Annotated in this window: 6 protein-coding genes; 4 read left to right on the top strand and 2 right to left on the bottom strand. The window is 42.9% G+C overall.

The annotated features are described in order from the left end of the window. The first annotated feature begins 93 nt into the window (after positions 1-93). From QVO66_RS00030 to QVO66_RS00015, 4 genes are all read left to right on the top strand, one after another. Positions 94-1,419 carry a retropepsin-like aspartic protease gene (locus QVO66_RS00030; protein WP_021853302.1) on the top strand — a complete coding sequence of 442 codons (1,326 nt, stop codon included), beginning with the start codon at positions 94-96 and terminating at the stop codon, positions 1,417-1,419. 358 nt (positions 1,420-1,777) lie between these two features. Beyond that, positions 1,778-2,386 (top strand): DUF6088 family protein, encoded by a 609-nt coding sequence (locus tag QVO66_RS00025; RefSeq protein WP_021853301.1) that lies wholly within the window; start codon positions 1,778-1,780, stop codon positions 2,384-2,386. A 14-nt stretch (positions 2,387-2,400) separates the two neighbouring features. Next, positions 2,401-3,420, top strand: a complete 1,020-nt coding sequence (locus QVO66_RS00020) for a nucleotidyl transferase AbiEii/AbiGii toxin family protein (RefSeq protein WP_021853300.1) — start codon at positions 2,401-2,403, stop codon at positions 3,418-3,420. Between the two features lie 689 nt (positions 3,421-4,109). After that, on the top strand, positions 4,110-5,756 hold the full coding sequence (locus QVO66_RS00015; protein WP_021853299.1) for a fumarate hydratase: 1,647 nt from the start codon (positions 4,110-4,112) through the stop codon (positions 5,754-5,756). Between the two features lie 431 nt (positions 5,757-6,187). On the opposite strand, the gene QVO66_RS00010 is transcribed toward QVO66_RS00015, so the two are convergent. Next, positions 6,188-7,597, bottom strand: a complete 1,410-nt coding sequence (locus tag QVO66_RS00010; RefSeq protein WP_021853298.1) for a DUF5723 family protein — start codon at positions 7,595-7,597, stop codon at positions 6,188-6,190. 21 nt (positions 7,598-7,618) lie between these two features. Further along, the gene (locus tag QVO66_RS00005; protein WP_021853297.1) at positions 7,619-9,394 is read right to left on the bottom strand and encodes a hypothetical protein; all 1,776 of its coding nucleotides are present in this window, start codon (positions 9,392-9,394) and stop codon (positions 7,619-7,621) included. Between the last annotated feature and the right edge of the window lie 49 nt (positions 9,395-9,443).

Here is a 9,443-nt window from a genome sequence, read left to right as displayed (position 1 = left end):
GACTTCCCGAATATCATATATTGCAGTTCCACGTTTCTTTATAAATTAGATTACGGTAATAATGATTAATGTTAAACAACAATACGACAGATTATGAAAAAACTCATTCTTACATTATGGATATGTTTAGGTTCATTTTCATATGGATATAGTCAAAGTTCAGATGAAAAAATAGCTGATGCAATGAATAATTCAGACTGGTTTGCATTGGATTCTTTATATCAAACAGAACCCAAAGATTCAATCAGCGATTTCTTTGAAATATTTTCCCGTTGCCTTATAGGAAATAGGCTAAATCGTCCAGATGTTTCAATTCCTGCGTTTACGGAATTATTCAACACTCAGTCAGAAAGTCTTGATTTTGGCAATATGCTCAATTCGTCCATGATGTTTGCAATGGATTTAAGCAGGATTGGAGATAATAAGACTGCCGCAAAAATGTTATCTTCAACTCTTGACTCAATACGCACTCATCTTGACAGCACAACCATTGCTGGTGTTCAGCAATTTATCAATCAATACAAAGCATTATCTAAATACAATCCATATAAAATCACATTTAAAAATTCGTCAGGAACTATTCCATTTAAGATTGTTCCTGTTGGCCCGGAAAAGAATAATTCAGTATTAATACATCTAAAAGACAGTTATATCAATGGAGTTGAAGCTGATATTACTTTTGACACAGGAGCAGGAGTAAATATTATTTCAGAATCATTAGCCCTTAAATATAATTTAATTCCACTTGAAGCATCAAGCACAGTTGGCGGAGTAGGTATACAAAATGGGAAGTACGCAATAGCAAAGGAATTAAAAATTGGGGATATGATTGTTACTGATGTTCCTTTTTACGTCATAGATATAACAACCAATAACGAAGAGGCAGACAAATATATTGACTGTTTCAATATTGTTGTGGGCAGCGAACTGATGTTACAACTCAAAGACCTAACCATTGATTTTGTTAATAATAAAATTACAGTTCCATCAGTTGCTCCAAAACGAAGCCAAGCGTCTCCAAACATGTGTTTTTCATCCAATATGAATTTGTTGAGCAAGGGTATCGTACAAGGTAATAAAATGTTAATGAATATTGATACCGGTGATGCTTCATATGGTTCGTTAGACAAAAGATTCTTTGAGAATAACAAAGAATACATCACTACTCATTGTAAATTAGATACTATCAGAGGTGCAGGAATTGGAGGTGTACACATATCGAAGTGTTACCGAATACAAAACATAGAACTCGAATTAGGAAATAGTAAATTATCTGTACCTGAAATGGTTGTTTTATTGGAAAATAATACAGGTGGTGTATTATATTCTTATCAATGTAATTTGGGGCTAAAATCATTGATGCTTTTTAGAAAAGTACGATTCAATTTGGTTGATTTTGTATTAACAACATTTGAATAAGAGCAAATTCTGCAAACAAGAAAAGATTTCAAAATATAGAAACAATATATTATGCAGACGAAAGAATATTATTATCATCTTCTTTTCGTCTGCATTTCTTTTTTACCTTTGTAGCATCAAAAGTTATCCATTGAAGCATAATAATTAAGAACTCAGAAATAGGAACAGTAGATCTTTCGTTATCATAAATTCAAACAATCCTACCTATCGATTATTCTAAGCAAGACCTTTTATTGCAAAAGTTACGGAAAGACATTGGAAAATCGACACAAAACAAAAATTACTTGGTAATTTACCATTTATTTGAATCCTTTCTGTATCTTTGCATTTGAAAAATCATCAAAATTTCAAAGGTGATATGACTAATGAATACTCTATAAATAGTACTACTCTCAAGCAACGTATAGAAGCGATGCCTGAAGATTGTATCCTGTTTCGTTCAGACTTCCCTGAATATCACACAGAATTTGTTGGCAGTATTTTAACTGAATTGACAAATGAAGGTACACTTGTTAAAATTGCACATGGAATATATGCCAAGCCAAGAAAAAGTCGATTCGGTATTGTACTTCCTTCGGTAGATAAAATCGTACAAGCAATTGCTGTACGAGATAAAGCAAAGGTGTTACCATCAGGTATGACTGCATTAAATTCATTAGGGCTATCAACTCAAGTACCGATGAATTATACATTTCTGACTACCGGTAGTGAAAGAACTGTAATTATATCAAACAGGAAAGTAATATTAAAACGAGGTGTCCCCAAAAACTTCTGTTATAGTACTCGCCTTATTTCACTACTTGTTCAAGCTCTTAAGGCTCTGAAAAAGGAGAATATAGGAGAACGCGAATTGAATATAATTCGACAATTGGTATCAAAAGAAACAGATAAGGAGGCTTTAATCAAAGATGTAGATATGATGCCTGCATGGATGAAACGAATTATAAAACCAATGCTAACCGCTTAAAAGAAACTTAAATTATGGGAAAGCTGTGGTTAAACAATGAAATTGTGGACCGTCTAGCAATGTTACAGCAGACGGAGATTGAACATCCTGGCATTAATCAGATAGCTATAGAAAAGGACTGGTGGGTAACAATTGCGCTGAAGGCATTATTTCAAACAGATTGCCGTGATTCTTTGATATTCAAAGGCGGAACATCGTTGTCAAAAGGTTTTAATATCATAGAGCGTTTCTCTGAAGACATTGATTTGGCAATCAATCATTCATTCTTTGATATTGAGAAAACAAGTAAAAGTCAGCGGGAAAGATTACGCAAAAAGGCACGGGCATATATTCACGATACTCTTTCTGCACAATTAGATGCCCGTTTGAAAGAAATGGGAGTTTCTGGTTACAATATAGAGAATGTATGTCAAGTGCAAGATAAAAATGGGGAATGGAGGCCAATAGATTCGGACAAAGATCCTACTGTAATTCTATTACACTATCCATCAATTCTTGAAGATACGATAAATTATATACCTCCACGTGTTAAGATTGAAATAAGTTGTCTCTCTATGAATGAGCCTACGGAATTAAGACCAATCCGTTCCTTAATAGGTGAAAGTTTTGATGGCGAAGATACCGATGCAGATAGTTCAATCAGAACCGTAGTTCCTACTCGTACATTCCTTGAGAAGCTATTTCTTTTGGCGGAAGAATTCCAAAAAGAAAAACCACGTAGCGTACGAATGTCACGACATCTGTATGATTTAGAAAAACTGATGGATACAGAATATGGAAAAGAAGCTTTGTCAAATCGAAAACTATATGATGCTATTGTTGAGCATCGTAAGACTTATTATGCTTTGAAGTATGTAAACTATGATTTACATGATCCATCAACCATCAATTTCACGATACCAGAATCGGTTATAGGGGCATGGAAAAATGACTATGCAGACATGAGGCGTTTCTTCATTTATGGTGAATCCTTAGAGTTTGATGCGCTCATGCAGAAAATAAGGGAGTTGCAAGAAAGAGTGAGGAATATGTAAAAAGTCAAACCACCGAACAGTTCTGTACCATATTACCGAAAAATATAAAAATCAAACTTGTGGGAAAAAATTGGACAGTCACAAAATGGCCAATCCGCCTTCAAAAACTCACTTATTTATGACTAAAAACTCTTGATGCAAAAGTGGCCGAGTTACGACTCAAAAACGATAGGTTAACAGTTTAAAACTTACACAATACACTTTGCTTACAATCAAGGTTGATAATATTTCTCTTTTACGCAGACATTAAGCATAAGAATATATTTTACTTTCGATTTTTCGCCCTTGTAATTTAACTGTCTTTTTTTAAATATTTTCATATAGCCTAAATATGGCATAACGCTCCGCCAGGCAAGTGTGCTCATGCAACATACGCAGACATACTCCTGCGCAAGAGACTCTCTTAAGAAAGGCGATGCTACGGCACGCCGAAAAGGGATAAAACTGAAAAAAGGGTAAAAAGATTTAATAATGTGAACATTGCGCCGGAATGAACGTTTTGGACTTAATAAAGCAGAAATAAAGAATGGGGTTTCAAAAAAATTATATAACTTTGCAGTCAAACACCATGCCGCGACACCGTCGCTGCTGACACGGCATGAAAACACATACGGCAGCCTTAGCCGGAAAGACCGCAAGACGGCCACAAAAGCGACTTACGAACAACTGTTATATAAAATAAAAACATTATGGCAACAACACCAGAATTCAAGTACGCCCCGATGTTCCAGATGGGCAAGGACGACACAGAGTACTATCTCCTCACGAAAGAGGGAGTGTCATTAGGCGAGTTTGAAGGCAAGCCTATACTGAAGGTAAGCCCCGAAGCACTGACCATGCTCACAAACGCTGCCTTCCGCGACGTTAACTTCCTGCTGCGCCGCTCTCACAACGAGCAGGTGGCCAAGATACTTAACGACCCCGAAGCAAGCGACAACGACAAGTATGTGGCTCTGACTTTCCTGCGCAACGCCGAAGTGGCATGCAAGGGCAAGCTGCCTTTCTGCCAGGACACAGGTACTGCCATCATCCACGGAGAGAAGGGACAGCAGGTATGGACTGGCTTCTGCGACGAGGAGGCTCTGTCGAAAGGCGTATACAAGACATATACAGAAGAGAACCTGCGCTACTCTCAGAATGCTCCGCTGAGCATGTATGAGGAGGTTAACACACGCTGCAACCTGCCTGCACAGATAGACATCGAAGCTACAGAGGGCTGCGAGTATAAGTTTCTGTGCGTGGTTAAGGGCGGAGGCTCTGCCAACAAGACATATTTCTATCAGGAGACAAAGGCAAGAATACAGAACCCGGGCACTCTGGTTCCGTTCCTGGTTGAGAAGATGAAGACTCTCGGCACAGCTGCATGTCCTCCTTATCACATAGCTTTCGTTATCGGCGGTACATCAGCCGAGAAGAACCTGCTGACAGTTAAGCTGGCTTCTACTCACTATTATGACAACCTGCCTACAACAGGCGACGAGACAGGACGCGCATTCCGCGACGTAGAACTGGAGAAAGAGCTGCTCGAGGAGGCTCACAAGATTGGACTCGGAGCTCAGTTCGGCGGCAAATACTTTGCTCACGACATCCGCGTCATCCGTCTGCCGCGCCACGGCGCATCATGCCCCATCGGTCTGGGCGTAAGCTGCTCTGCCGACCGTAACATCAAGGCTAAGATCAACAAGGACGGTATATGGATTGAGAAACTCGACGATAACCCCGGCGAGCTGATACCTGAAGAACTGCGCAAGGCAGGCGAAGGCAACGCCGTTAAGATAGACCTCAACCAGCCTATGAGCGAGGTTTGCAAGATTCTGTCACAGTATCCTGTATCTACACGTCTCAGCCTCAACGGCACAATAATCGTTGCACGCGACATAGCACATGCCAAACTGAAGGCACGTCTTGACGCAGGCGAGGATCTGCCGCAGTATTTCAAGGATCACCCCGTACTCTATGCCGGTCCGGCAAAGACTCCGGAAGGAATGCCTTGCGGCTCAATGGGCCCGACAACAGCCAACCGTATGGACCCGTATGTAGACGAGTTCCAGGATCACGGAGGCTCTATGGTAATGATAGCAAAGGGCAACCGCACACAGGTTGTTACCGACGCCTGCAAGAAGCACGGCGGTTTCTATCTGGGAAGCATCGGCGGCCCGGCTGCAGTTCTGTCTATGAACAGCATCAAGAGCATCGAGTGTGTTGAATATCCTGAACTCGGCATGGAGGCCATATGGAAGATTCAGGTTGAAGACTTCCCTGCTTTCATCCTCGTTGACGACAAGGGCAACGACTTCTTCAAGCAGCTGAAGCCGTGGACTCCTTCATGTAAATAATAATTTTTTCTAATATATTTTTCATTTTCCAGGCAGATTGGACGTGATGTCCGGTCTGCCTTTTTTTGCGTGTTCATGGCATGCATGGCTGCAACGGAGCAACACGCAGCTATATTGTAAGCCAAAACGACGATAAGTCCGCATATAGCTTAATTCCACAAGAATGCAGATACATTCAGCAGGCTGCAGTTTTTCTATTTTCTTCCTACCGGCTGTTGTTTCAGAATATAGCCTGATATGCCGGAAAATAGGCAACGACAATACAGCATAATGCCAATAACAGATATAGGATTAAGGCAAGAAAACTGCGCCATACGCATAAGCGCAATAAGCCAAAGAACAGCAAAAGATGATGAAGATGCAAAAAACAAGAGGCTGCCCAGAACGAATCCGAAGCAGCCTCTATTATTTTATTGTAAGTAAAAAAAAGTTTACCACGCAATGCTCATGCCAAGCGCAAGACTTGCATTAGAGCTGAGCGGAATGCCCTCCTTGCTGGTCTTGCCGAGGACATGGTCCATTCCGATAAAGAAGTTATATCCCTTGGGATGAATGTTGAGCACCCAGCCCATGCTTGTTGTGAAGCTGTTGACAGCAAAGTTTACGCCGCCGTCGAGCCAGCTCAGCGGAGTCCAGTTGGCGCTGATGCGTCCTTCTGTCCATGTGTAGGCACCGTTGATGCGCGTACTGCTCAGTGCTCCGAATGTTATTTTGCGGTAAACAGGCAGGTTATATTCAGCACCGACGTTTACGGTTGCACCTATTCCGGTTGTACGTCCGCCCTGGTCGCCGTTGTCTCTGAGGTTTACAAAGTCTGTAATCTGGTCGCCATAGCTGTCGAGCTGGTCGTCGATAGTTGACCCGTGGTCGCTCGAAACAGACAAATCGCGGAAACCGCTGAACTCAAACTTGTCGGCTCTGTTAACGGCCTGCATGTCGTTGCTCCAGTTGATGAAACCGAGATCAAGCACAGCAGCATTGACTGTCCAGTCGTCGTTTATCTTGTAGACACCTCCGAGATCGATGGCCATACCGAAGCCTCCGATGCCTGCGCCGTCAACATTAGCGCTGTTTATCTTCTCATATTCACCCTTCGACGGGTCGTTATACTCTGCTGTCTCCGACTCATAAGTGAATCCTTTCATCGATACATCGGCAGTAGCCGTTCCTGATATTATCCACTTGTCGTTTGAAGCCAGGTCGGCCTTAACATCCTTGAACAGGAAGTCGGCACTGGCTACGCCCAACAGGAACTTCAGCTTGGCGCCCACACGCAGCTTGTCGTTAATCTGACGAGAGTGGCCAAGGCCGAGCTCGACATACGACTTGGCGCCTACGTTGATGTCACCGATGTTATAAGTCTTGTTTCCTGTGTTCTTTGCAAACTCAAACAGTTCGTAAGGCAGCGACACGCCAAACGATGTCTTAGACGACAGCGTGATGGTGTTATATCCGCCGAAAGCCTTGAATCCGGCAGAAAGCAGCGTTACGCCTACATCGCCGACAATGCGGTTGTTGCCTGTGCTGAATCCGTCGAGAGCCTCTGAAGCAGAGATATAAGGGTTCATGAATGTTGTCATCTTCTTTCCGCCCTCGATGCCATACATCGGATTATGCAGCACAACATCCTGATAGCCGAAGTTTCCGTGCAGTCCGACGTTGATATTTCCGAGTGCAGGGATAGACACATAGTTCTGCTCGTTGCCGTAAGCAGGGTTCATTTCATGACGGAAATTATAGTCTTCTGTATAGTAGGCCGAGTTAAGTTCCTGGGCCATGGCGCCGCTGCATGCCATAAGCATTGAGGCTGCAACGATAGCCTTATTATATATTGATTTCATTTTTGCCTGTTGTTTTTTTTATTAATTAAAGTTGCCTATCAGTTTTCCCACAAGTTTGATTTTAATCTCGTCAACCTTGAGCGAGTGCTTCTGTGCGTTGAGCGTAATGCCCGTAACGGCTCCGCTGGCGCCGTTGGCCTTGCCCGACACGACAAACACGATACCGTCGAGCTTCTTCATTGCGCCTCTCTTGTTCTGGCTAATCTTTATATTAACAGGCGAAACTGTTTCAGTCACTCCGTCTTTAGATGCCTCTACCGTACCCTCTACTTCAACAGAAAGCTCGTCTGAGCTGATGGCATTGCCGTCGGCGTCAACAGGCACTGCTGTGATAGACATATAAGCAGGCACGCAGCTCTTTATGCTTGCATCAAGATTGATATACGAACCTTCAGCAAGTTCAAAGTCCTCAATGTCGTCGTTCCATCCGTCAAGCGTGTCGCGATATTCTATATTGGCATTCTCGCCAAAGGCGATAGGAGCGTCTACCTTGTAAACCGGCTGCACCGTGTAGTTGCGTCCGAGTTCAAAGCGATAGTCGTTCTTGCTGTCTGCCGTTGCATTGGCAGAGAAAGTGATGTTGTCAGGTATAGTCTCAATAAGTTTAGACAGACTCTCGTTTACGATGACATGGTCGAAGCCGGTAACGCCTTCAGCCCTGCGGCATATGCATACGGTTGAGGTTTTGTTGGCATCAATCGGAATATCATTTACGTTCACCGTAGCCAGGAGCTGACCGTCCTTAAACGACTTAATCACGCCGTCAAGCATGCCGGGCACGCTCATGTCGCTTGTCATGGTGAGCTTTATCTGCGGATTATACAGGTCGACAACCACATTGCCGCCAAGCAGGAAGTCAGGAATGCCGCTAACGGTTACGCTGCCGAGGTCGTTAAGCGCAATCTCAGGGTTAAACTTACCCGTAGCTGCATTAACAACAAAGCTGCTCATGGTCATTGTGCTGCTTATCTTCTTGCCTGTAGTGCTGCCTGCACCTGCATTGATACTTGTGGCCACGGCCTTGATATAGACTTTTCCGTCCATCATAATCTTGCCGCCAGAAAGTTTAAGCGAGCCGTATGTGGTGTCTTTTTCCTTAAAGTCGAGAGAAGTTACGTTTGCTGTTATAGTAAGGTTCGACGAAGTTGAAACATTCTTAAACGTCAGCTCTGATCCAGACATCGTATATGCATGACCGCCGCAATTAACGTCAGACAATGTCATAAACGCCGGAAGAGCAATGACAATCTGGTCAAACTGGCTTACAACAGACCTTACGTCGCTGAAGTTTATCTGAAGATTTACCGAAGAACTTACCTCAGCGTCAGACAAATCCACCACCTCTTCTGGCTGCTTGCCTTCATAAGTAAATGCCTGAAGCCATCCGTCAGCCACAAGACTTTCGCCTCCGGCACGGGTTGCACGGCTGCGACGGCGCGAACCAGAAGGCGTAGAGAACACAAGTTCAACATCATTAGAAGTCGACGTCTGCTCGGCAACAGTTATTTTATCAATAAAAGGATGAACCGGGGCTACATCAGCACCATCCTGACGGAATACGTAGTCGCCGGTCAGTTCGTCTTCAATAACACTACCATTCTCTTCCAGTTCCAAAACATCCTTCAACGGGATAATCTCTGTTGACATCGAAGGTATCTCGAGACCATCGCCTCCTATACCTATTGTTGAGTCAATCTCATTAAAATCATAGTCATTGTCCGTACATGCGGAAAATCCTAAGATTGCGGCCGTTCCTAAAAGAAGGAACAGCTTAGATGAAAAAGTTCTTTTTCTCATTAGTTCTTTTTATTGGTCCTTAATTCCGCAACACATATTGTTAGAAATA

The sequence above is a fragment of the Prevotella sp. CAG:255 genome, from assembly GCF_000431195.1.
GTDB lineage: Bacteria > Bacteroidota > Bacteroidia > Bacteroidales > Bacteroidaceae > Prevotella > Prevotella rara.
Note: the sequence above shows the minus strand (reverse complement) of the source record. Positions and strands in the feature narration are given on the sequence as shown.

Excerpts from the sequence above, each read along its gene's own strand:
- QVO66_RS00025 (WP_021853301.1), top strand. The coding sequence starts at position 1,778 with ATGACTAATGAATACTCTATAAATAGTACTACTCTCAAGCAACGTATA.
- QVO66_RS00030 (WP_021853302.1), top strand. The coding sequence starts at position 94 with ATGAAAAAACTCATTCTTACATTATGGATATGTTTAGGTTCATTTTCA.
- QVO66_RS00020 (WP_021853300.1), top strand. The coding sequence starts at position 2,401 with ATGGGAAAGCTGTGGTTAAACAATGAAATTGTGGACCGTCTAGCAATG.
- QVO66_RS00010 (WP_021853298.1), bottom strand. The coding sequence starts at position 7,597 with ATGAAATCAATATATAATAAGGCTATCGTTGCAGCCTCAATGCTTATG.
- QVO66_RS00015 (WP_021853299.1), top strand. The coding sequence starts at position 4,110 with ATGGCAACAACACCAGAATTCAAGTACGCCCCGATGTTCCAGATGGGC.
- QVO66_RS00005 (WP_021853297.1), bottom strand. The coding sequence starts at position 9,394 with ATGAGAAAAAGAACTTTTTCATCTAAGCTGTTCCTTCTTTTAGGAACG.